We start from the raw sequence: 20,858 nt of genomic DNA, 5'->3' as shown, positions 1-20,858 counted from the left end.
ACGAGGCACAACGAGGCACAACGGGCCACGGCCTGGCATCTGCAAAAAAGGGTAATTGCCGCTTGGGGCGTTGAACTGTGCGGGCGCGCCTGCCTCCAAGGGAAGTTTTTGGCCGTGGCTGGCTTGGGCACAATGCAGGCCAGCCTATTCTCAAGAGTCTGTTCACAAGGCTTGGCGCTGCGCCGGGCCTGTTTCTGATGAAAGCTTTCCCTATGAAGAAAACCGCAGTTTCCCTGGCGCTGGCCTTGCTGGCGCCCTGGGCCTGGGCCGATGGCCTGCAGGCGTTGGAGCGTTTCGTGCAGCAGGTGCAGTCGGGCCAGGCCAGTTTCACGCAGACGGTGACGGCGCCGCCGCGCGATGGCGAGGCCGGCCGCGTGACGCGCTCCAGCGGCACGTTTGCCTTTGCGCGCCCGGCAGGGCAGTTCCGCTTTGATTACCTCAAGCCGTTTGCGCAACAAATCGTCGGCGATGGCAAGACGCTGTGGATTTACGACCCCGATCTGGAGCAGGTCACGGCGCGCGATCAGCAGCGGGCGCTGAGCAGCACGCCGGCGGCCATCGTCTCCTCGGCCAGCACGCGCGCGGCGCTGGAGCGCGATTTCAAGCTGGAGAGCGCCCCGGATGCCGACGGCCTGCAATGGGTGCTGGCCACGCCCAAGGCCAGCGATGGCACGCTGCGCAGCGTGCGCATTGGCTTTGCCGGCGATGCCCTGGCGGCGCTGGAGATCGAGGACAACTTCGGCCAGCGCTCGGCGCTGCGCTTTGAGGGCTTCGAGAAGAACGTCGCCCTGCCGGCCAAGCGCTTTGAGTTCACGCCGCCGCCAGGCGTGGACGTGGTGCGCGATCCGGCGCAGTGAAGCTGCGGCGCGGGAGGCCGCGCCTTTGCCTTGATTGGAAATAGAAAGAAGGCGTGCTTACCGGGATTGCCAGCGTTGCAGCGCCAAGCTGCTGCGGGCGAATTTGCTGCCTGCGGCGTGAATGCCCCAGATCAGCTCCACCAGGGCGCGGTTGTTGAGCAGGGGCTCGCCGCCGAGGATGAGCCAGTAGCCCACGCCGTCCACCCAGAACAGGGCCAGCGAGGTGTCGGGCATCAGCATGTCGATGCCCTGAAAAAAAGAGACGGCGCGGCCGCTGTTGTGCCAGCCGCGTTGCTGCTGGCGCTGCATGAAGTCGCTGAAATCGGCCGCGACGGCGCACAGGGTTTCGGCCTGGCGCTCGTCGTAGCCCACGCGCGCCAGGCAAAAGCCCTGGTCCGAGGCCAGCGCGGCGGTGCGCGTGCTGGACAGGCCGGCGATGGCGTGCGGCAGGTAGTGGTCGAGCTTGAGCGTGGGCGCGGGCAGGCTGCGCGGCAGCTCGTCCACCCAGCCCTCGTACAGCGCGCGCGCCAATACGGCGCGGTGTGCGGGCGATTGCGCCAGCCAGGCGCTGCGGCGCGGCGTTTGCTCGCCGCGCATCAGGCTTTGCAAGGCTTCGCAGGCTTCGTCAGGCTGGCGCAGCGCATGGCTGTGCAAGGCGCCTGCGGGGGTGAGCATGAGAAAGGCGTCATCCATGGTGGTCAGCCCTGGTGCGAGCCGTTGAAGGGGTCAATGCCGTAGATCAAGGCTTTGACCAGGATGGCCATGTGTGCGCGGTTGCGCGCGTCGGTGTCCATGGCTGTGGGCGGCAGCCCCAGCTCCAGCAGCGTGCGCGAGAGGGTGTGGCGCACCTGCGGGCTGCGGCTTTCGCTGTGGGTGATGCCCACCACCAGCGAGGTTTTGTCGATGAAGGGACGGAAGGCCTGGGTGTAGCTGCGCAGGTCGGCCACCGGGTCGGGAGCGCTGGCCTTGATCATCAGCACCAGGCCCAGCGCGTTTTCGGTGAGGATGTCCCACATGAAGTCAAAGCGCTTTTGCCCGGGCGTGCCGTACAGGCGCACCTGGTCGCCGCTGGCGAGCTTCATCAGGCCGTAGTCCATGGCCACGGTGGTGGTTTGCTTGAGCAGGCGCACCTCGTCGGAGGCATTGGCTTCGGTGCGCACGACCTCGATGTCCGACAGGGACTGGATGGCCGTGGTCTTGCCCGCGCCCACGGGGCCGGCGAAAACGAGCTTGTAGGTATTGGCCATGGCAGCAGGGTCAGAAGAGCTTGTCCAGCAAGGACTTGAAGAAGCCGCGCCGCGCCTTGGTGGCGCCGCTGGCGGGGGCTGGCGCAGCTGCCGGGGGCGCTGCTGCAGGTGTGGGCTTTGCCGTGGCAGCCTGATCGGGGCTTGGGGTGTCTTTGTGCTGGTAGGCGGGCGTGTCCAGCACCACTGCCAGACCGCAGGCCACGCTCAACGTGATAAAGCGCAGCACGGCCTGTTCATGGCGGGGGAAAGCGCGCAACAGGTCATGCACGGATTGGGGGATGCGGGCACAGATGGCTGCCAGCTGCACGTCCAGTGGATCGCTGCGCGTGAGATGCGGGAAGTTGGGAAAGCTGCGCAGTTGCAGCGTGAAATCGTCCTGCGCCTGCAGCGTCAGGCCGTCCAGCGATTCGCTGAGCAAATCCCAGGCCAGCACATCCAGCGGCCTTTGCATGCGCTCGAAAGACTGCCCAAAGAACTGCTGGACTGCATTGGGCAACTCGTCGGCGGGCAGGGATTGGCGCTGCACGCGTTGCAGCAGGCCGGGGGTATGCACCATTTTTTGCAAGGTGGCCGCCGGAGCTGTCGTGGCCATCCAGCCCTGGCGCACATGCACCAGGCAAACGACTGGGCCAATGCGCCAGAGTTGCAGGCCTTCGCCCAGTGTGTCCTGCAGCGTTTGGCCGATAAAGTCTGCCAGCGCAACCCCCTTCAGGGCTGGCAGGGTGCGCAGCAGCTGGGTCCAGGCGCCTGTGCGCAGGCCCATGGCTTGGGCGGACAAAGGCACGGCTGGCGGGGCCACGGACAGGCTTTCGGCTGCCCCTGTCTGGCTTGGCGGGGCTGCTGCGATGCTGCTGGCAGGCGCCTGGGCGCTGCGGGCCGGGTGACTGGCCGGGCGATTGGCCACTGGCTGTGGGGGGGTGGGGGCGATGGGCTCGCGCGGCGGGTTCGGGGTTGGTCGAGCGCTTGGCGCTGGGGGCTGGGCGGGCTGCTGGGCGGCAGCGGGCTGGCGCGCGCTGCGCTCGGCGTGCAGGCGCTCGGCCAATTGCAGGGCGCGGCGCCAGGCGGGCATGGGCGCGGGCGCGGGCGCCGTGGCAGGAGCAGGCGCGGGGGAAGGTGCAGAGCGCGACGGCATGGCCTCCGCGCGCGGCCTGTCAGCCGCTGCGTCGTCAGTGACGCGGCGTTGGGTTGCTCCTGCGGACGAGGCAGATGGCGCTGATGCGGCGGCATGCACAGGCTGGCGAGCGTTGGGCTGGACTGCGGCAGGCGTGCGCTGCGCATCGGCGGCGTTGGCGTTTTTGATTTTCTGCAGGGCATCGCGCAGGGCGATGCTGCTGTAGGGCATGCTCAGGCAGGTGATGTGCTGGCCAGGCTGCAGCGGCAGCAGGGCGTCGAACCAGCCGCTGCCGCTGCCGCGCACCAGCAGCACGGCCGAGCGACCGGCCAGGAACTGCAGCAGCAGCACTTCGTTGTCGGGCGAATGCTTGCGCAGCCCCAGGCTGAACAGGTCGATGACGCAGTAGCGACAGGCTTTGGCCTGCGCAGTTTGCTCAGGGATGCTCAGCGAGAGGTCGCGGCGCAGGGTAATGCAGCGCTGGTCGCGCCAAGTCATGTTGATCATGATCTCGATGGCGGCGGCCTCGTGGTCGGTCAGCCCGGCCAGCAATACCCAGTTGTCGTTCATGCATCCATCCTTTGCTGCAGCGCCTGCATGGTGTGCTCCCATTGCGGGGACAGCACGATGCTCTGGCGTTGCAATGCACGGCGCGCGAGCATGAAGGCCAGGGTGTCGTGCGAGCCTAGGCAGTGCGCCAGAAAGTCTTGCTCGGCTTCTGCGTCGCCTGCCTGCAATGGGGCCAGCGCGTGCGCGGCAATGTTGCGCGAATCGTCCACCCCGCACAGCCAAGCCCGCTGCGGCACATCCAGTGAGGGGCTGGCCAGTATGCACCAGCGGGTGGCCAGCGGCGTGACGCGCGGCAGCGGCCGGCCGCTTTGCGCCTGGGCGTGCAGCGCCTGCCAGGCGGGGGCGGGCAGGCGCTCGCGCACAGCCGGCTGGGCCAGCACCTCGCACAGTGCCTGGGGCGGGGCTTTGCAGCCGCACAGCATGTCCACCAGGGCCGCTTGCAGCGGCTCTGTACCCGGCAAGGCCAGGGCCATTTGGATGCGCTGGGCATGCAAGGCCAAGTCTGCTGGCGCTTGCAGCACCAGACGGCTGGCCTGACGCAAGCGGGCGCTGGCAGCGTGGGCCTGCGCAGCCGAGGCCGCTGGGCTGCCGGATGCCTGCGCCATGTGTGTGGCCGTGGCGCCCTGGGCCTGGGCGGTCTGGGGCAGTCTGGCCGGGTGCTGTTGCGCGGTCATGGGGTGTGCCGCCGTTTCAGTCCAGCAAGGTGTTCATCAAGTCGATCATGAACTCGGCATCTTCCTCGCTCATGGCTTCAAAGCCGCCGCCCATGCCCAGTTCATCGAGCACGGGCTGACCATCGGGCGTGCCTTTCAGATCCAGCAGCGCCGCGCTGATGCGCTGGGCCGCATCCGGCTCGATGCCGCCTTGCACCAGCAGCACATGGGTGATGTCGGCCAGCTTGCTTTCGATCAGCGGCTTGAGCTGCGAGCGCGTCAGGCGCGAGAGCGAGTGGTAGGCCTCGGCCAGGAAGAAGCTGGCATCGACCTCGCCCTTGATGGCCAGGCGCGCGGCGGCCTGGTAGTTGTCCACCAGCTGCCATTGCACGTCGGGCTCGAGCAGGTCGGCAGGCTCGAGCAGGCGCAGGCCGATGAGCTTGACGTCCTTGTTGTCGGTCAGCGCGATGCGCGCGCCGGGCTGCAGGTCTTCCACGCTGTTCAGCGCCGAGCCGGCGCTGGTGGCGATGACCATTTCGTCGGATTTGCCCACGGGCCGCGCAATGGCGCGGTAGCCGGCCTGGCGCACCATCGAGGCGGCATCGAACGGGTTGGCATAGACCAGGTGCACCTGGCCCTGGGCGATGAGCTCGGCCTGCTCGGCCGCCGAGGCCGGGGTCAGCAGGTGCAGCTGCAGGCCCGATTTCTTCTGCAGCAAGGTGTTGAGCATGTGCCAGCCGGCAAAGCGCTCGGGGGCGAAATCGGGCGCGATCAGCAGATTCAGTGTCATGACGCGCTCCCTTCGGCGGCCAGCCATTGCTGGTACAAGGCGCTCATCTCGGCAATCTTCTTGCGCGATGGCTTGCGGCGCACCGAGGTGTAGCCCACGATCTGGCCGTTGCGCACATTGGGCACGGCCGTGGCGTAGACCCAGTAGTGCGCGCCGTCCTTGCGCAGGTTCTTCACGTAGCCGTGCCACTTCTTGCCGGCGGCGACGGTGTCCCACAAATCCTTGAAGGCCGCGCGGGGCATGTCCGGGTGGCGCAGCACGCAGTGCGGCTGGCCGATGAGCTCCTCGCGCGTGTAGCCCGAGAGCTCGACGAAGGCCTCGTTGGCGTGGGTGATGATGCCCTGCAAGTCGGTGCGGGAGATGATCAGCCGCCCGTCCGGGTAGGGGATTTCGCGCTGGCTGACCTGCACGGTGCGGCTGCTGCCGTCATGAAAGTGCAGCGTATGCGTTTGCTGCGCATCGGCAGCGGGCTGCATGGGGGGAAATGCCATTGGCCGGCCCTCCTTGCGTCAAACCAGCTTGGACAGCGCTTCGGCTGCGCGCTTGATGTCCAGAAACAGCAGGCCGAGCTTGGCGTTGTGCTTGGCCAGCACGGTCAGCACCGCCTCCGTGCCCGAGGAGCTCATGATCACGTAGCCGCGATCGCCCTGCAGCAGCACGCGCTCGAGCGTGCCGCGCGCCAGCTCGCGCACGGCGCGGTCGCCCAGCGAGAGCAGCGCCGCAGACATCGCGCCCACGCGGTCCTCGTCCATGCCATTGGGCAGCGCGGAGGCAATCATCAGCCCGTCGGTGGAGATCAGCGCGGAAGCCTCCACATCGGCCGAGGAGCCCTTGAGTTCTTCCAGCACCTGCTGGAGCATGTCGGTACGCATGGTCAGTCCCTTCTTCTTCAGATTGAATGCCCGGCGCCAGACCAGCCAGCAGCGGCGCAGTCGCCCTGCGCCGCTGCTGGCCGGGTGGCCATGGGCTCAAGGGATGCCCTGCACGAATCACGCGGCGCTCACCGGGCCGTCGGATGTGTGCAATGCACCCCTGGCAGCGATTGCTACATTTGAATACAAACCGGCACAAAAAGGAATAATCCGTTTGCCTTATGTGCCCTGCCTTGCAGGGCTTTTGAAATTGTGATAGCCAAGCTGTGCGATAGTATCGCCAGAGTGAAGCTGCCGGCGCTGCAAGGCAATGCCACAAGACCTGTGCCTGGGGGCGTGCCGCATGCCAGACAGGCTGAGTGCAGGTGCCCGGCAAGGCTTCGTTTACAATTTTGTATCAATGTTTCCAGCCGCCTGGCAGCGTGCCGGTGGTTGGCTCCGCCATGACGGCCAGACCAGTTTTTCAAGGGAGTTGCCATGCTGTTCGGGAAGCTGTTGCCTCGTGAGGGCAATTTTTTTGCGCTGTTCAACCAGCACGCCGACTACGTCATGCGCGCAGCCCAGGCGCTGATCGAGCTGGTGGACAACTACAGCGACCCGGCCGCGCGCGAGCGCCACAACCGCGCCATCGACGATGCCGAGCACGAGGCCGATGCCATCACCAACCAGGTCAACAGGGCCATTCACCAGACCTTCATCACCCCCATCGACCGCGAGCAGATCCACAGCCTGATCAACGCGCTGGACGATGTGGCCGACCTGATCCAGGACGTGGCCGAGGCGCTGGTGCTCTACGACGTGCAAAAGCTCACGCCGGCCATGCGCAACCTGGCCGAGCTGGACCTGCGCTGCTGCGAGCGCCTGCACAGCGCCATCGCCATGCTCGACAAGATCGCCGACGCCAGCGTGGCCGAGGCGGCCCTGAAGACCTGCGAGGAGATCGACCAGCTCGAAAGCGATGCCGACCGTGTGCTGCGCACGGCCATGAGCGCGCTGTTTCGCGAGGAGCTCTACGACGTGCGCGAGCTCATCAAGCTCAAGGCCATCTACGAATTGCTGGAGACCATCAGCGATCGCTGCGAGGACGTGGCCAACATCGTCGAAGGCATCGTGCTGGAGAACTCCTGAGCACACAGCCCTGGCCGGGGCGCGCGGCGGCCGCTGGCCTGCCGCGGGCCTTGGCAATGCCCCTAAACCCGTTTTGCAGGATTGAACGATGGAAGTGATGGCAGTGACGCAGGCCGCCCTGTGGGTGGTGGTCTTGCTGGTGGTCTTGGCCCTGGTGTTCGACTTCATGAACGGCTTTCACGATGCCGCCAACTCGATTGCCACCGTGGTCTCCACAGGCGTGCTCAAGCCCACGCAGGCCGTGCTGTTTGCCGCCTTTTTCAACTTCATCGCCATCTTCGTCTTCCACCTGAGCGTGGCCGCCACCGTGGGCAAGGGCATCGTCGCGCCGCAGTTCGTTGACACCCACGTGGTCTTCGGCGCGCTGGTGGGGGCCATCAGCTGGAATCTGCTGACCTGGTACTACGGCATCCCCAGCAGCTCCTCACACGCGCTGATTGGGGGCATCGTCGGCGCGGTCATCGCCAAGTCCGGCCCTGGCGCGCTGGAGTTGCTGGGCGTGGCCAAGGTGGTGCTGTTCATCTTCGTCTCGCCGCTGCTGGGCTATCTGCTGGGCTCGCTGATGATGGTGGCCGTGGCCTGGCTGTTTCGGCGCACCCGGCCCGGCCATGTGGACAAGTGGTTTCGCCGCCTGCAACTGGTCTCGGCCGGGGCCTACAGCCTGGGCCACGGCGGCAACGATGCGCAAAAGACCATCGGCATCATCTGGCTGCTGCTGATCGGCACCGGCTACATGGGCCAGGAGGCCAGCGCCCCGCCGCTGTGGGTGATCCTCTCGTGCTATGCGGCCATTGCGCTGGGCACCATGTTTGGCGGCTGGCGCATCGTCAAGACCATGGGCCAGAAGATCACCAAGCTCAAGCCCGTGGGCGGCTTTTGCGCCGAGACCGGCGGCGCGCTGACGCTGTTTCTGGCCACCATCATCGGCATACCTGTCTCCACCACGCACACCATCACCGGCGCCATCGTGGGCGTGGGCTCCACCCAGCGCGCCAGCGCCGTGCGCTGGGGCGTGGCCGGCAACATCGTCTGGGCCTGGATCTTCACCATCCCCGCCAGCGCCCTGGTGGCGGCGCTGGCCTACTGGCTCAGCCTGCTGATTTACTGAAACCCATCAAGCGCCCGCCCGCGAGCCATGCTCTGCACGCAGGCGCTTTGAAACCACCGATCAGGATTGCCCCATGAGCATCAACCACGACACGCTGCACATCGTCGATCACCCGCTGGTGCAGCACAAACTCACGCTGATGCGCGTCAAGACCGCCAGCACCAGCAGCTTTCGCCGCCTGCTGCACGAGCTCAGCACGCTCATGGCCTATGAGGTCACGCGCGACATGCCGGTGCACATGGTGCAGATCGAAACCCCGCTGGAGACCATGCAGGCGCCGATGATCGACGGCAAGAAGCTGGTGCTGGTGTCCATCCTGCGCGCCGGCGGCGGCATCCTCGAAGGCGTGCTCGACGTGGTGCCGGGCGCGCGCGTGGGCCACATCGGCCTGTACCGTGACCCCAAGACGCTGCAGGCCGTGGAGTACTACTTCAAGATGCCCTCGGAAGTGGCCGAGCGCGACGTCATCCTGGTCGATCCCATGCTGGCCACGGGCAACTCGGTGGTGGCCGCCGTCGATCGCGTCAAGTCGCTGGGGCCGCGCTCGATCAAGTTCCTGTGCCTGCTGGCCGCGCCCGAGGGGGTGCAACTGCTGCAAAAGGCCCACCCGGACGTGCACATCTACACCGCCGCGCTGGACCGCGAGCTCAACGAGCACGGCTACATCCTGCCCGGCCTGGGCGACGCTGGCGACCGCATCTTCGGCACCAAGTAAGCGCCCGCAGGCCACGCCAGAGGCGCATTGCGCCCGGCGTGGCCGACTGACCCAGGCCAGGGCTGCTGCACACATGCAGCGCGCCTGCCATTGCACAGATGGCACAGGCGCGATGGCAGGGCAGGCTTTCAGGTGTTTCGGGCCTTTCAGGCCTCCTGCCGGTGGCGCAGGGCAGGAAACAGGATCACGTCGCGGATGCTGGCGCTGTCGGTCAGCAGCATCATCAGCCGGTCGATGCCGATGCCGCAGCCGCCCGCGGGCGGCATGCCGTATTCCAGCGCGCGGATGAAGTCGTGGTCGAAGTACATGGCCTCGTCATCGCCGCTGTCCTTGGCCTGCACCTGGGCGTTGAAGCGCGCGGCCTGATCCTGCGCGTCGTTGAGCTCGGAAAAGCCATTGGCCATTTCGCGCCCGGTGATGTAGAGCTCAAAGCGCTCGGTCACCTCCGGGCGTTGGTCGTTGGCGCGCGCCAGCGGTGAGATCTCCGTGGGGTGTTCCATGATGAAAGTGGGCTGCCAGAGCTTGGCCTCGACCACTTCCTCGAACAGCAGCACCTGCAGGCCGGCCAGGCTGCGGCGCTCGAGCTGCTGCTCCTGCGCGTCGATGCCCGCGCGCGCCAGCGCCTGCAGCAGCCACTGGCGATCGTCCACGGCGCTGCCGCCTTCGCAGTGCTGCATGATGGCCTCGCGGATGGTCATGCGCGCAAAGGGCTGGGCCAGATCCACGGCCTGGCCCTGGTAGCTCAGCTTCAGGCTGCCCGTGGCCTGCAAGGCGGTGTGGCGGATCAGCGCCTCGGTGAAGTCCATCAGATCGCGGTAGTTCCAGTACGCGGCGTAGAACTCCATCATCGTGAACTCGGGGTTGTGGCGCACCGAGATGCCTTCGTTGCGGAAGTTGCGGTTGATCTCGAACACGCGCTCGAACCCGCCGACGATCAGGCGCTTGAGGTAGAGCTCAGGGGCGATGCGCAGGAACATGTCCTGCTCCAGCGCGTTGTGGTGCGTCACGAAAGGGCGCGCGTTGGCCCCGCCGGGGATGGGATGCAGCATCGGCGTTTCCACCTCCAGAAAGCCGTGCTCGACCATGAAGGCGCGCATGCCGGCAATGGCCTGGCTGCGCTGCACGAAGCGCTGGCGCGTGCTGGCGTCGCTGATGAGATCCACATAACGCTGGCGGTACTTGAGCTCCTGATCGGCCACGCCGTGGAACTTGTCCGGCAGGGGACGCAGGCTTTTGGTGAGCATGCGCAGTTGCTCGGCCTGGATGGACAGCTCGCCGGTCTTGGTCTTGAACAGCGCCCCCTCGGCGGCAATGATGTCGCCCAGATCCCAGCGCTTGAACTGGGCGTAGAGCTCCTCGCCCACGCCATCGCGTGTGATGTAGAGCTGGATGCGGCCCGTGGCATCCTGGATGGTGGCAAAGCTGGCCTTGCCCATGACGCGCTTGAGCATCATGCGCCCGGCCACGCGCACGCGCTCGCCCTGGGCCTGAAGCTCCTCGGCCGTGCGCAGGCCGTGCGCGTCCTGCAGCGGCTGGGCGCGGTGGCTGGGCTGGAAATCGTTGGGGAAGACCGGCGCGCCGCTGGCCTGGGCGGCCTCGCGCAGCTGCTGCAGCTTTTCGCGGCGCTCGGCCAACAGCTGGTTTTCATCGACCGCAGGGGCCGCATCGGCCTGGTGCGGAGCTTGGCTCGAAGAGGTGGGGGTGGACTCGGACATGCCAAAGGCCCGGCGTAGCGGGCAGTTGCAAAAAACCGCGCATTTTAGAACCTGTTGGCGGCTTGCACCGGCCTGCCAGGCCCAGCAGGTCACTGCCCTGGCCCATGCCAGAATGGCCAAGCGCGATGCGGTGCATCGCCCGGTGGCGGGCAGGCTTGGGCGCTGCGCGCATGATTGACAAGAAAAAGGAGAAAACCTTGTTCAGAGCAACTCTCTTATGCGTTTGCGCCTGGCTGTGCGCCGGCGCAGCCCTGGCCGCTGAGGCCAGCCCCGCAACGCGGCCGGGGCAGGGCGGCGGCATGCAGGCCACGTTCACGCCGCCGCTGAGCCAGGCGCCAGCGGCGCTGCGGGCGCGGCTGCGCGATTGCGATCGGGCCTGCCCGCAGCTGCAACTGCGCTACGCGGCCACGCCGCAGGCGGCCATCAACCGCCGCATCAATGCCGAGATCAACCGGCAATTGCAGGCGCACCTGGGCGCGGCGGCCTTGCGCCAGGCCGGGCTCGACGAACATGGAATTCCGCGCGACTTTGCGCCGATCTGGGCGGCCTTTGACGAGGCCATGCCGGGCAACAGCAGCCTCTCGTTGGAGGTCAGCTACCTGGGCGCTTACCGTGGCTGGCAGCAATTTGAGCTGCAGTCTGGTCATTACTTCGAAGGCAAGGCCCATCCGGAATACGCGCAGTGCAGTTATCTGATCGACGGCCAGGGCCAGGCCCTGGATGTGCAGGGGCTGCTGCGGCCAGGCCAGCAAGCGGCCTTGCTGGCCTTGCTGGAGCAAGCGCGCCAGGCGGCCTTTGACGGCCCGGCGCAGCACTATGCGCAGCTGCGCGCGCAGTTCGCCACCTTCATCAGTCCCTGCTTTCACTTCTCCGAGGATGGCGGCGAGCTGGTGTTTCTCTACAGTCCCTACGGGCTGGGGCCCTTCACCGATGGGCCACAGGAGCTGCGCCTGCCGATCGACAGGCTGGGCAAGATCCTGCGGCGGCAGTGGCTGCGGTGAGGCGCGGCGAAGATCAATCGCTGCGTGCTTGGGCGCTGCTGGAGGGGGCTGGACTGGCGCTGGCTTCTGCAGGGTTGGATGCAATACCTTCTGACGAGGCGGCAGGCGCTGGCGCGATGGCCGCCGTATTGGGGGCATCGCCTGGGGCGCTGTCGGCCTGGGCCTGGGGTTGCGCTGGCGCTGGCAGGCAAGGGACTGAGGCTTCGTCTGCATGGCTCGGGCCTTGGGCTTCTGGCTCGCTTGCGGCGGCGTCGCTGCGCGGGGAGGCCTCGGGCAGGGCCTGGTTCAGGGCGCGCAGTACGTCGGTCTGGGTGATGATGCCCAGCAGGCGCTGGTTTTCGCCCACCACAGGCAGGTGGTAGAGCCCGCCCTGGCACAGCAGGCCCAGCAGCTCCAGCACGGGCTGCTCGCCGTGGGCCACGGCCACCGAGGGCACCATGATGTCGCGCACGCGCTGCGGCGCGGCGGGCGCGGGCTGGGCCGCTGGCGGCTCGGGCGGGGCGGCCAGGGCTTTCCAGGGCAGGCGCATCCACTGGCGCCAGCGGCTGCCCTGGGCTGGCTGGCTGGCGCTGTCGGCAGCGGCGGCTGGGGCGGCAGGCGGCTGGTCTTGCAGGTCCATCCATTGCGCCAGGCCGACGGTGCCCAGCAAGTGCCCTTGGGCATCGAGCACGGGCAGCTCGCGGTGGCGGTACTGGCGCATGTAGGCCTCGAATTCTTCGATGCCCATGTCGGCCTGCACGCTGTGCACCTGGGTGGTCATGACGTCGGCGCAGCGCAGCTCGCCAAAGGTGCGCTCATAGGCTGCGCCGCTGGCTTTTTGCAGCATTTTCGTCAGGTCGTTGCGGCTGATGGCCAGCAGCTCGTTGTGCCGCGCCAGCACCTGGTCCACATCGGTCTGGGTCAGCAATTGCTTGCCCTGCGCGCTGGCTTCGTCCGGCGCGGCAGTGCTGATCTGCCGGTGGGGATAGCGCCGCCCAGTGGCGTGGTTGTAGGCCATGGCAATGGCGATGAGCAGCAGCAGGTTGAAGCCGATCGGAAACAGCAGCACGCTGGGCGCCTGGATGTGCTGCAGCACGGCGTACAAGGCCAGCGAGGTGGCCGGCGGATGCACGGCGCGCAGGTAAATCATGGCCACGATGGCCAGCGGCACGGCCAGGCTGGCGGCCAGCACGGTGTTGTGCCCCAGCAGCCAGGAGCAGGCCATGCCCACAGCCGTGCACAGCAGGCTGCCCATCAGCACGGCCCAGGGCTGGGCCATGGGGCTGAAGGGCAGCGCGAACACCAGCAGCGCCGAGGAGGCCAGCGTCGCGCCATGCCAGAACAGCTCCAGCTGGCTTTGCGCCAGCCACTGCGCCAGCGTGGCGACAATGCCCACCGAGAGGGCGCAGCCGCCCATGATGCGCAAACACTCCTTGAGGGCAATGCCCGTGGGGGCCGGGCGCAGGTCGAGCAGCAGTTGGTGCAGGCGATGGGTCAGGGAAGAGGGCGTGGACATGGCAGGGCGCGGCGCAAACAGGGTGCTCGGCGCAGGGCGGCTGCCGGGCCTGTGGCGGCGCTGAGCAAGCCCGCGATTGTGCCGCAAGGCAGGCTCTGCCAGCGGCCGGTGCGGTGCATCAGCCCTGCGATTGCGCGGCGGGCTTGGGCAGCAGGGCGTAGGCGCCCACGCCCAGGGCCATCACCAGGGCGATGCAGGCAAACACGGTGAAAAAGGGCTCGCGCCCGTGCGCCAGGGCCCAGCCGGCGGCCGCGCCGGTGAGGGTTTGCATGACGGCCACGCCCAGGAACATGGACATGGTGAACAAGGCCATGGCCCGGCCCGTCATGTGGCTGGGGTAGGCGGCGCGCACGTCGGCGTATTGCCACACGCCGTAGCCGCCCAGCACGGCGATGGCCAGGATGGCGGCCACGGCCAGCCACAGCTGCTGCGTGGCCGCCAGCAGCAAAAAAAGCGCCACGATCAGCCAGGGCAGGCGCATCAGCAGCCAGCGCCGGCGCTGGTTGCTGCCAGGGTCGAGGCGGCCAAACAGCGAGGGCGAGAACAGCGAGATGACCGACAGCGCCAGCGCAACGTTGCCGCTGAAGATCAAATCCTGGCCGAAGCGTTGGCCCAGGTAGGGGGCCAGCCACAGGCCGCGCAGCGCGATGAAGGCCGCGTAGCCGACGAACACCAGCGCCAGAATGCCGGCGGTGTGCGGCATGCGCAGCAGCAGGCCGTAGCCCTTGAGGGCCTGCCAGGGCGATTCGCGCTGGGCTGCTGGGGCGTTGGCCGCGCTCTGGCGGTCGTTGGTGTCGGTGTTGGCGTTGGCGCTGGTCGGATCGTTGGCCGGGGCGCTGGGCTCGAACACGCGCCAGTAAATCAGCAGCCAGGCCAGCAGGCTCAGGGCGGCCAGCAGGCCAAAGCCGGTTTGCCAGCCAAAGCGCTCGACCAGCCAGGCCAGCGGCGTGCCGGTGAAGATCATGCCCAGGCTGCCAATGCCCAGGGCCAGGCCGGAGATGGCGGCAAAGCGCTGCGCGGGGAAGTAGCGCGCGATGAACACGGTGCAGACCAGAAAGGCCGGTGCGCAGCCAATGCCGATCAGCGCCTGGCCCAGCACCAGCTGCGCGGCCGAGCCGGCCAGGGCCGAGAGCGCAGCGCCGGCGATGGTCAGCGGGAAGGCCAGCAAGATGGTGCGGCGGATGCCGAACACGTCGATGCCGATGCCCATGAGCAGCTGCATGCCGCCGAAGGCATAGTGAAAGGTGGCGGCAATCAGGCCCATGGTCTGCGGGCTGAGCTGAAAGTGCTCGGTCAGCGGCACGGAGAGAATGCCCGCCAGCGTGCGATAGGCCTGGCTGAGGGCAAAGCCGCCAATGAGCGTCAGCAGCATCAGCCAGGCGCTGCGCAGCGGCAGCTGGGGCGGGCCGGGCTGGGCAGAGGGCGGCGTGGCGGCGGGCATGGCGGGCGGGGCACTTGGGCGGGCAATCGGGCGTTGCTGCTGTGGCGGTGCAGGTGTGGCGGTGCTGTGGCTTGTGTGGGGCCGCCCGTCACTGGCTGGTGCGCAGGCTCCACAGCTCGGGAAACAGCACCACGTCCAGCATCTTGCGCAGGTAGCTCACGCCGCCGGTGCCGCCGGTGCCGCGGCGAAAGCCGATGACGCGCTCGACGGTGGTGACGTGGCGAAAGCGCCAGAGGCGAAAGGCGTCTTCCAGATCGACGAGCTTCTCGCCCAGCTGGTACAGGTCCCAGTACTGCTGCGGGTTGCGGTAGACCTGCAGCCAGGCGGCCTCGACCTGGGCGTTGGCGCTGTAGGGCTGGCGCCAGTCGCGCTGCAAATGGCTGGTCGGCACGGCCAGGCCTTGCTCGGCCAGCAGTTGCAAGGCCAGGTCGTACAGCGAGGGCGCCTCGTAGGCGGCCTGCACCAGCGCCAGCAGGTCGGGGCGGTGCGCGTGCGGGCCGAGCATGGCGGCGTTCTTGTTGCCCAGGCGGAACTCGATGCAGCGGTACTGGTAGCTCTGGAAGCCGCTGGAGTGCCCCAGGTAGGGGCGGATGGCGGTGTACTCGGGCGGCGTCATGGTCGAGAGCACGTCCCAGGCGGCCACGAGCTGCTCCATGATGCGCGAGGCGCGCGCCAGTTTCTTGAAGGCGCTGGGCAGCTGGCGCGCGGCCACGTCCTGCATGGCCGCGCCCAGCTCGTGCAGCATGAGCTTCATCCACAACTCGCTGGTCTGGTGCTGGATGATGAACAGCAGCTCATCGTGCTCGGGCGAGAGCGGCTGCTGCGCGCTGAGGATGGTGTCCAGCTGCAGGTAGTCGCCATAGCTCATGTCGCGGCTGAAGTCCAGCTGCGCGCCTTCCTGGCGGACGATGGCCTCGGCGCTGGCCGGGGCCGCGGCGGGCTGGCGGGGGTCGTGGGCGGTGCTCATGGTGTGTGTGGCTCGTGGGGTGATGTGAGGCTTTGAACAGGCGCTCAGGTCACGGCCTGGCGCTGGTTGAAGCGCGGCTGGCGCCACTGGCCCGAGTCCAGCACTTCGCGCAGCTGGGCCACGGCCTGCCAGACGTCCTCGAAGCCGACGTACAGCGGCGTGAAGCCAAAGCGCAGGATGTCCAGGTGCGCGCTGCCGGGGCCGCCGCCGGCGCGGAAGTCGCCGATCACGCCGCGCGCGATCAGTGCCTGCATGATGGCGTAGGCGCCGCTGTCCTGGCCATCGGCGCCGGCGCCCCAGGGGCGCGTGAGGCTGACCTGCGAGCCGCGCTGCGCGTGCTCGCGCGGCGTGGCCAGGCCCAGATCGTGGCCGGCGCATTCCTGCTCGACCAGGGCGATGAACAAGTCCGTCAGGGCCAGCGACTTCTTGCGCAGCGCGGCCATGCCGCCCAGCGCCTGGGCCTGGTCGAACACGTCCAGCCCGCATTGCAGCAGCGACAGGCTGACGATGGGCTGGGTGCCGCACAGGTAGCGGGCAATGCCGCTGGCGGGGCGGTACTGCGGGTCGAACTGGAACGGCGCGGCGTGGCCGAACCAGCCCGACAGCGGCTGCCAGAAGCGGTCGGCGTGGCGCGGGCTGACCCAGACGAAGGCCGGCGCGCCCGGCCCGCCGTTGAGGTATTTGTAGCTGCAGCCCACGGCGAAATCGGCCCCGCTGCCGCTCAAATCCACCGGCACGGCCCCGGCGCTGTGGCACAGATCCCAGATGGTCAGCAGGCCCTGGGCGTGGGCGGCGGCGGTGATGGCGGCCATGTCGTGCATGGCGCCGGTGCGGTAGTTGACGTGCGTGAGCATCAGCACGGCCACGCTGGCGGCGCGCTCGGGCTGCAGCCAGGCGGGCAGCTCGTCGGGCTCGATCAGCGCCAGCTCAAAGCCCAGCTGCTGGCACAGCGACTGGGCGATGTACAGATCGGTGGGGAAGTTGCTGCGCTCGGAGACGATGGTCCTGGCCTGCGGGCGCTCGCTGCGGGCAATGTGCAGCGCCGCGTGCAGCACCTTGTAGAGGTTGATGGAGGTGGTGTCGGTGACCACGACCTCATCGGCGCCGGCGCCGATCAGTGGCGCCAGCTGCGCGCCCAGGCGCTGGGGCAGGTCGATCCAGCTGGCCGAGTTCCAGGCGCGGATCAGCTGCTGGCCCCACTCCTGGCCGACGACCTGCTGCGCGCGCGCCAGCGCGGCCTTGGGCTGCGCGCCCAGGGAGTTGCCGTCCAGGTAGATCAGGCCCTCGGGCAGGTGAAAGTGCGCGCGCAGCGGCGCCAGCGGGTCTTGCGCGTCCAGCGCGCGGCAATCGGCTTGGGTGATGCGGGTGGGTGTGCTCATGGCAAGAGAGTTGTCGGTCAGAGACTCATTCCTGTGCCGGCGCTGCCGTCGCGGTCACGGCGGCTGGCGTGCGGTGGCGGTAGTGCAATTGGTAGGCCAGGGTCAGCGCCAGCAAAAAGGGCAGGCCCACGAGCAGGGTCATGCGAAATTGCGGCACGAACAGCGTGGTCAGCAAGATGGCCAGCATGAGCGCCGCGCCCAGCAGCGTGAGCCAGGGAAAGCCCCACATCTGAAACGGCAGCGCCGGCGCCTGGCTGCGCTGGCGCTGGCGGCGGAAGAACCAGTGCGTGACGAACACCATGAACCAGGTGAACATGGCGCCGAACATGGAGATGGCCATCATCAGCAAGAAGGCCTGCTCGGGCTTCCAGAGGTTGAGCACCATGGCCACGGCAATGCCCATGCAGGAGATGGCCAGCGCCGCCAGCGGGATGCCGCGCGCATTGAGCCGGCCCATCGCCGCCGGGGCGTGGCCGGCGCGCGCCAGGCTGAACATCATGCGCGTGGTGATGTAGAGCTGGCTGTTCATGGCCGAGAGCGCGGCCACCAGCACGACGAAGTTCAGCACCGCCGCGGCGTGCGGGATGCCGATGATCTCCATGACCTTGACGAACGGGCTCTTGTCGGTGCCGGCGCTGCTCCAGGGCACGATGGCCAGCATCAGCGCCAGCGTCAGCAGGTAGAACACCACCAGGCGCAGCACGCTGGAGCGAAACGCCGTGCGGATGGCGCTTTGCGGATCGCGCGCCTCGCCGGCGGCCACGGCGATCATCTCGATGCTCAGGTAGCTGAAGATGGAGATGATCACCGCCACCCACATGCCCCAGGCGCCCTTGGGGAAGAAGCCGCCGTGCGCGGTGTAGTTGTGCAGCCCGATCTCCGGGCGCTGCGCGCCAAACACCACCCAGCAGCCCACCAGAATGAAGGCCACGATGGCGATGACCTTGATGCTAGAGAGTGCGTACTCCATCGCGCCAAAGGCTTTGACGCTGGTGGCGTTGATGGCGATGAGCAGCGCCGAGAACAGCAGCACCCACCACCACTGCGGCACATCCGGGAACCAATAGGCCATGTACAGGCCCACGGCCGTGACCTCGGTGCCCACAGCCAGCACCACTGCGGCCCAGTAGGCATAGCGCACCAGAAAGCCCGCCAGCGGCGAGATGAAGTGCTCGGCATAGGCCCCGAAGGAGCCGGCCGTGGGGTGGGCCACGGTCATCTCCGCCAGGCAGCCCATCAGCAGCAGCGCCACCAGCGCGCCAATGGCGTAGCTGAGGATGACGCTGGGGCCGGCAAAGCCGATGGCAAAGCCGCTGCCCAGAAACAGGCCGGTGCCGATGGCCCCGCCAATGGCGATCATGGCCATTTGCCCGGCGCTGAGGTGGCGCTGCAGGCCCGATTCGCGTTCGATGATGTGGTTGAAATTTTTCATGGTGCAAGCAAGGTCAGGGCAAAGGCGACGAGGGGCGGCAGTGCGCCGTGCTGTGGCGCCGCGCGCTGTCAAGCCTTGTGTCGGCGCGTGGCGGGGTGGATGGCGGCGTGGGCTTTCAGGCCGCCGTGGCCTGGCGCACGGCGTGCTCCCAGGCCTGCATGGATTCGGCAGCGCGCTCGGCGCTCATGGTCGGCAGGAACTGGCGCTCGGCCTGCCAGAGGCTGGCCAGCTCGTCCGTGCCTGCGTACAGCCCCGCGCCCAGCCCGGCCAGCCAGGCCGCGCCCAGGGCCGTGGTCTCCACCACCTGCGGGCGCAGCACGGGCACGCCCAGCAAGTCGGCCTGGAACTGCATCAGCAAGTCATTGACGCAGGCGCCGCCGTCCACGCGCAAGGCAGTCACCGGCGCGGCGCCAGCGGCCTGGGCATCGCGCTGCATGGCCTGCAGCAAGGCCGTGCTCTGGTAGGCGATGCTCTCCAGCGCGGCGCGGGCGATGTGGGCGATGCTGGTGCCGCGCGTGATGCCGGTGATGGTGCCGCGCGCATCGGGCTGCCAGTAGGGCGCGCCCAGGCCGGTGAAGGCCGGCACCAGCATCACGCCGCCGCTGTCGGGCACGGTGGCGGCCAGGTCCTGCACCTGGCTGCTGTGGCTGATGGCCTTGAGGCCATCGCGCAGCCACTGCACCACGGCGCCGCCGACGAACACGCTGCCTTCCAGCGCGAACTGCGGCGCGCCGGCGGCGGTCTGCGCGGCGCTGGTGGTCAGCAGGCCATTGCCCGAGAGCTGGAACTCCCCGCCGGTGTGCATCAGCATGAAGCAGCCCGTGCCGTAGGTGTTCTTGCTCATGCCGCTGTCAAAGCAGGCCTGGCCGAACAGGGCCGCCTGCTGGTCGCCGGCCACGCCGCAGATGGGCAGGGCCTGGCCCAGCCAGTCGGCGTGCGCCTGGCCGAAGGCGCTGGCCGAGGGCTGCACCGTGGGCAAGATGGCCGGCGGGATGCGCAGCAGCTCCAGCAGCTCTTGGTCCCACTGGTTGCGCTGCACGTCAAACAGCATGGTGCGCGCGGCGTTGCTGACGTCGGTGACGTGCGCCGCGCCGCGCGTGAGGTTCCAGATCAGCCAGCTGTCCACGGTGCCGAAGGCCAGCTCGCCGCGCTCGGCCTGCGCGCGTGCGCCGGGGATGTTGTCCAGCAGCCATTGCAGCTTGGTGGCCGAGAAGTAGGCATCCACGCGCAGGCCGGTGCTGCGCTGGATGCGCGCCTCATGCCCGCCCTGGCGCAGCGCCGCGCAGGCCGGCTCGGCGCGCCGATCCTGCCAGACGATGGCATGGTGCAGCGGCTTGCCGCTGCTGCGATGCCACAGCACGGTGGTCTCGCGCTGGTTGGTGATGCCCATGGCGCGCACCTGCCGCGCCTGGATGCCGGCCTGCTTGAGCGCCTGGCGCGCCGTGGCCAGCTGGCTGTGCCAGATCTGCAGCGGGTCGTGCTCGACCCAGCCCGGGCGCGGGTAGATCTGCGGCAGCTCCTGCTGCGCCATGGCGTGGATGCGCCCCTGGGCGTCGAAGACGATGCTGCGCGAGCTGGAGGTGCCCTGGTCCAGGGCGAGAAGATAGGTCATGGCAAGGCGAGGGGAGGGCGGATGAGGCCGGCGGCGCAGGGCAGCCGGCAGGGCGCGGCCGATTATTGCTTGAGCGGGATGGGCGTGGCGCGCTCCACTGGCACGGCCGCGACGCTGTTTTGCGGCGAGCCGTCGATCAGCCGATCCGAGTACGTCAGATACACCAGCGTGTTGCGCGGCGCATCCACCATGCGCACCACGCGCAGGCGCTTGAAGACCAGCGAGGTGCGCTCGCTGAACACCTGCTCCTGCTGGCGCAGCGGCTGGGCAAACTGCACCGGGCCGACCTGGTGGCAGCTGATGGAGGCCTCGGAGCGGTCCTCGGCCAGGCCCAGCGAGCCCTTGATGCCGCCGGTGCGCGCGCGCGAGACATAACAAGTCACGCCCTGCACGGCCGGGTCGTCGTAGGCCTCGACGATGATGTCGTGGTCGCGACCGATGAGCTTGAAGGCTGTATCGACCGTGCCAATGGTCGTTGGCCCTGCAGCCAGCACCGCGCCCGCCGGCCATGCCAGGCAGGCGGCCAGCCAGGCCAGCAGCGCCTGGCGGCGCAGGCGCTTTGGGTTGCGTGGGGGGCAGCAGGGGGCAAGCAGGGGCAAGGGCAAGGTCATGGCTGTCGGTGTCGATGGTGTGGCAGGCGCTCAACGCCGTTGAAGATCTCGGCGCAGGGGGCGATTGTGCGCCATGCCATGGCCGTCGCCGCGCCTGCTGGCGGTTAGTATCGGCGCGTTTGCGACCCTTTTGTTTGCCCCTTGCCCGTGTTGC

General features: G+C 68.1%; 20 protein-coding genes. 5 read left to right on the top strand and 15 right to left on the bottom strand.

The window, feature by feature from the left end:
* Nucleotides 1–212 precede the first annotated feature (212 nt).
* Entirely contained in the window at nt 213–857 is a 645-nt protein-coding gene (gene lolA / locus CK625_RS02955) for an outer membrane lipoprotein chaperone LolA (RefSeq protein ID WP_095538742.1), read from the top strand.
* 57 nt (nt 858–914) lie between these two features.
* On the opposite strand, the gene CK625_RS02950 is transcribed toward lolA, so the two are convergent.
* From CK625_RS02950 to CK625_RS02920, 7 genes are read right to left on the bottom strand one after another with little or no spacing between them, the layout of a single operon-like run.
* Nucleotides 915–1,550 carry a hypothetical protein gene (locus CK625_RS02950; RefSeq protein ID WP_095538741.1) on the bottom strand — a complete coding sequence of 212 codons (636 nt, stop codon included), beginning with the start codon at nt 1,548–1,550 and terminating at the stop codon, nt 915–917.
* A 5-nt stretch (nt 1,551–1,555) separates the two neighbouring features.
* A complete protein-coding gene (locus CK625_RS02945; RefSeq protein ID WP_095538740.1) occupies nt 1,556–2,104 on the bottom strand; it encodes a GTP-binding protein in 549 nt (182 codons plus the stop codon).
* A 10-nt stretch (nt 2,105–2,114) separates the two neighbouring features.
* Nucleotides 2,115–3,785: a hypothetical protein gene (locus CK625_RS02940; RefSeq protein WP_095538739.1), complete on the bottom strand. Its 1,671-nt coding sequence runs from the start codon at nt 3,783–3,785 to the stop codon at nt 2,115–2,117.
* Entirely contained in the window at nt 3,782–4,459 is a 678-nt protein-coding gene (locus CK625_RS02935; protein WP_095538738.1) for a hypothetical protein, read from the bottom strand. The genes CK625_RS02940 and CK625_RS02935 overlap by 4 nt, the downstream gene beginning before the upstream one ends.
* Before the next feature lie 16 nt (nt 4,460–4,475).
* Nucleotides 4,476–5,228: a phosphate/phosphite/phosphonate ABC transporter substrate-binding protein gene (locus CK625_RS02930; RefSeq protein ID WP_095538737.1), complete on the bottom strand. Its 753-nt coding sequence runs from the start codon at nt 5,226–5,228 to the stop codon at nt 4,476–4,478.
* The gene (locus CK625_RS02925; protein ID WP_095538736.1) at nt 5,225–5,719 is read right to left on the bottom strand and encodes a PAS domain-containing protein; all 495 of its coding nucleotides are present in this window, start codon (nt 5,717–5,719) and stop codon (nt 5,225–5,227) included. Before CK625_RS02925 ends, CK625_RS02930 begins: the two co-directional genes overlap by 4 nt.
* Nucleotides 5,720–5,737: 18 nt before the next feature.
* Nucleotides 5,738–6,100 carry a roadblock/LC7 domain-containing protein gene (locus tag CK625_RS02920; protein WP_095538735.1) on the bottom strand — a complete coding sequence of 121 codons (363 nt, stop codon included), beginning with the start codon at nt 6,098–6,100 and terminating at the stop codon, nt 5,738–5,740.
* A gap of 477 nt (nt 6,101–6,577) precedes the next feature.
* Here CK625_RS02920 and CK625_RS02915 point away from each other — a divergent pair, with 477 nt between their 5' ends.
* From CK625_RS02915 to upp, 3 genes are all read left to right on the top strand, one after another.
* Nucleotides 6,578–7,228, top strand: coding sequence for a DUF47 domain-containing protein (locus CK625_RS02915; protein WP_095538734.1), 651 nt, complete (start codon nt 6,578–6,580; stop codon nt 7,226–7,228).
* A gap of 97 nt (nt 7,229–7,325) precedes the next feature.
* On the top strand, nt 7,326–8,336 hold the full coding sequence (locus tag CK625_RS02910) for an inorganic phosphate transporter (RefSeq protein WP_095539050.1): 1,011 nt from the start codon (nt 7,326–7,328) through the stop codon (nt 8,334–8,336).
* Nucleotides 8,337–8,409: 73 nt separating this feature from the next.
* On the top strand, nt 8,410–9,051 hold the full coding sequence (upp, locus tag CK625_RS02905; RefSeq protein ID WP_095538733.1) for a uracil phosphoribosyltransferase: 642 nt from the start codon (nt 8,410–8,412) through the stop codon (nt 9,049–9,051).
* Nucleotides 9,052–9,197: 146 nt separating this feature from the next.
* Here upp and lysS read toward each other — a convergent pair whose 3' ends face one another.
* Nucleotides 9,198–10,766: a lysine--tRNA ligase gene (gene lysS / locus CK625_RS02900; RefSeq protein ID WP_095538732.1), complete on the bottom strand. Its 1,569-nt coding sequence runs from the start codon at nt 10,764–10,766 to the stop codon at nt 9,198–9,200.
* A gap of 299 nt (nt 10,767–11,065) precedes the next feature.
* Between lysS and CK625_RS02895 the strand changes: the two genes are divergently transcribed.
* On the top strand, nt 11,066–11,767 hold the full coding sequence (locus tag CK625_RS02895) for an RsiV family protein (protein ID WP_095538731.1): 702 nt from the start codon (nt 11,066–11,068) through the stop codon (nt 11,765–11,767).
* 13 nt (nt 11,768–11,780) lie between these two features.
* On the opposite strand, the gene CK625_RS02890 is transcribed toward CK625_RS02895, so the two are convergent.
* The 7 genes from CK625_RS02890 to CK625_RS02860 all read right to left on the bottom strand — a co-directional run bounded on the left by CK625_RS02890 (nt 11,781) and on the right by CK625_RS02860 (nt 20,704).
* A complete protein-coding gene (locus CK625_RS02890) occupies nt 11,781–13,262 on the bottom strand; it encodes an HPP family protein (protein ID WP_095538730.1) in 1,482 nt (493 codons plus the stop codon).
* Between the two features lie 118 nt (nt 13,263–13,380).
* Nucleotides 13,381–14,703, bottom strand: coding sequence for an MFS transporter (locus CK625_RS02885; RefSeq protein ID WP_095538729.1), 1,323 nt, complete (start codon nt 14,701–14,703; stop codon nt 13,381–13,383).
* A gap of 88 nt (nt 14,704–14,791) precedes the next feature.
* Entirely contained in the window at nt 14,792–15,670 is an 879-nt protein-coding gene (gene kynA / locus CK625_RS02880) for a tryptophan 2,3-dioxygenase (protein WP_095538728.1), read from the bottom strand.
* A gap of 44 nt (nt 15,671–15,714) precedes the next feature.
* A complete protein-coding gene (kynU, locus tag CK625_RS02875) occupies nt 15,715–17,049 on the bottom strand; it encodes a kynureninase (RefSeq protein ID WP_095538727.1) in 1,335 nt (444 codons plus the stop codon).
* Between the two features lie 25 nt (nt 17,050–17,074).
* A complete protein-coding gene (locus CK625_RS02870) occupies nt 17,075–18,481 on the bottom strand; it encodes an amino acid permease (protein ID WP_095538726.1) in 1,407 nt (468 codons plus the stop codon).
* A 115-nt stretch (nt 18,482–18,596) separates the two neighbouring features.
* Nucleotides 18,597–20,093 (bottom strand): glycerol kinase GlpK, encoded by a 1,497-nt coding sequence (glpK, locus tag CK625_RS02865; protein WP_095538725.1) that lies wholly within the window; start codon nt 20,091–20,093, stop codon nt 18,597–18,599.
* A 62-nt stretch (nt 20,094–20,155) separates the two neighbouring features.
* Nucleotides 20,156–20,704: a CreA family protein gene (locus CK625_RS02860; RefSeq protein ID WP_095538724.1), complete on the bottom strand. Its 549-nt coding sequence runs from the start codon at nt 20,702–20,704 to the stop codon at nt 20,156–20,158.
* Nucleotides 20,705–20,858 lie beyond the last annotated feature (154 nt).

This window comes from Vandammella animalimorsus, assembly GCF_002285265.1.
Lineage (GTDB): Bacteria > Pseudomonadota > Gammaproteobacteria > Burkholderiales > Burkholderiaceae_C > Lampropedia.
This window is presented reverse-complemented; position numbering and strand designations above follow the sequence as displayed.

Coding starts and splice junctions, on each gene's coding strand:
- lolA (WP_095538742.1), top strand. CDS start 213: ATGAAGAAAACCGCAGTTTCCCTGGCGCTGGCCTTGCTGGCGCCCTGG.
- CK625_RS02950 (WP_095538741.1), bottom strand. CDS start 1,550: ATGGATGACGCCTTTCTCATGCTCACCCCCGCAGGCGCCTTGCACAGC.
- CK625_RS02945 (WP_095538740.1), bottom strand. CDS start 2,104: ATGGCCAATACCTACAAGCTCGTTTTCGCCGGCCCCGTGGGCGCGGGC.
- CK625_RS02940 (WP_095538739.1), bottom strand. CDS start 3,785: ATGAACGACAACTGGGTATTGCTGGCCGGGCTGACCGACCACGAGGCC.
- CK625_RS02935 (WP_095538738.1), bottom strand. CDS start 4,459: ATGACCGCGCAACAGCACCCGGCCAGACTGCCCCAGACCGCCCAGGCC.
- CK625_RS02930 (WP_095538737.1), bottom strand. CDS start 5,228: ATGACACTGAATCTGCTGATCGCGCCCGATTTCGCCCCCGAGCGCTTT.
- CK625_RS02925 (WP_095538736.1), bottom strand. CDS start 5,719: ATGGCATTTCCCCCCATGCAGCCCGCTGCCGATGCGCAGCAAACGCAT.
- CK625_RS02920 (WP_095538735.1), bottom strand. CDS start 6,100: ATGCGTACCGACATGCTCCAGCAGGTGCTGGAAGAACTCAAGGGCTCC.
- CK625_RS02915 (WP_095538734.1), top strand. CDS start 6,578: ATGCTGTTCGGGAAGCTGTTGCCTCGTGAGGGCAATTTTTTTGCGCTG.
- CK625_RS02910 (WP_095539050.1), top strand. CDS start 7,326: ATGGCAGTGACGCAGGCCGCCCTGTGGGTGGTGGTCTTGCTGGTGGTC.
- upp (WP_095538733.1), top strand. CDS start 8,410: ATGAGCATCAACCACGACACGCTGCACATCGTCGATCACCCGCTGGTG.
- lysS (WP_095538732.1), bottom strand. CDS start 10,766: ATGTCCGAGTCCACCCCCACCTCTTCGAGCCAAGCTCCGCACCAGGCC.
- CK625_RS02895 (WP_095538731.1), top strand. CDS start 11,066: ATGCAGGCCACGTTCACGCCGCCGCTGAGCCAGGCGCCAGCGGCGCTG.
- CK625_RS02890 (WP_095538730.1), bottom strand. CDS start 13,262: ATGTCCACGCCCTCTTCCCTGACCCATCGCCTGCACCAACTGCTGCTC.
- CK625_RS02885 (WP_095538729.1), bottom strand. CDS start 14,703: ATGCCCGCCGCCACGCCGCCCTCTGCCCAGCCCGGCCCGCCCCAGCTG.
- kynA (WP_095538728.1), bottom strand. CDS start 15,670: ATGAGCACCGCCCACGACCCCCGCCAGCCCGCCGCGGCCCCGGCCAGC.
- kynU (WP_095538727.1), bottom strand. CDS start 17,049: ATGAGCACACCCACCCGCATCACCCAAGCCGATTGCCGCGCGCTGGAC.
- CK625_RS02870 (WP_095538726.1), bottom strand. CDS start 18,481: ATGAAAAATTTCAACCACATCATCGAACGCGAATCGGGCCTGCAGCGC.
- glpK (WP_095538725.1), bottom strand. CDS start 20,093: ATGACCTATCTTCTCGCCCTGGACCAGGGCACCTCCAGCTCGCGCAGC.
- CK625_RS02860 (WP_095538724.1), bottom strand. CDS start 20,704: ATGACCTTGCCCTTGCCCCTGCTTGCCCCCTGCTGCCCCCCACGCAAC.